This window comes from Chryseobacterium oncorhynchi (assembly GCF_002899895.1).
Taxonomy (GTDB): domain Bacteria; phylum Bacteroidota; class Bacteroidia; order Flavobacteriales; family Weeksellaceae; genus Chryseobacterium; species Chryseobacterium oncorhynchi.
This window is the reverse complement of the sequence record NZ_PPEI02000033.1, coordinates 1-465: the sequence shown is the minus strand read 5'-3', so window position 1 is coordinate 465 and position 465 is coordinate 1. Positions and strand designations below refer to the sequence as shown.

Genomic DNA, 465 nt, shown 5'->3' with positions numbered 1-465 from the left:
CCTACGGGAGGCAGCAGTGGGGAATCTTCCGCAATGGGCGAAAGCCTGACGGAGCAACGCCGCGTGAGTGAAGAAGGTCTTCGGATTGTAAAGCTCTGTTGTACATGACGAATGTGCCGGTTGTGAATAATGGCTGGTAATGACGGTAGTGTACGAGGAAGCCACGGCTAACTACGTGCCAGCAGCCGCGGTAATACGTAGGTGGCAAGCGTTGTCCGGAATTATTGGGCGTAAAGAGCATGTAGGCGGCCTATTAAGTCGGGCGTGAAAATGCGGGGCTCAACCCCGTATGGCGCCCGATACTGGTGGGCTTGAGTGCAGGAGAGGAAAGGGGAATTCCCAGTGTAGCGGTGAAATGCGTAGATATTGGGAGGAACACCAGTGGCGAAGGCGCCTTTCTGGACTGTGTCTGACGCTGAGATGCGAAAGCCAGGGGAGCGAACGGGATTAGATACCCCTGTAGTC

Annotated in this window: 1 rRNA gene; it reads left to right on the top strand. The window is 55.5% G+C overall.

Features of this window, described 5'->3' with window-relative positions:
- A 16S ribosomal RNA gene (locus C1638_RS22095) occupies positions 1-465 on the top strand; the annotation flags it as partial.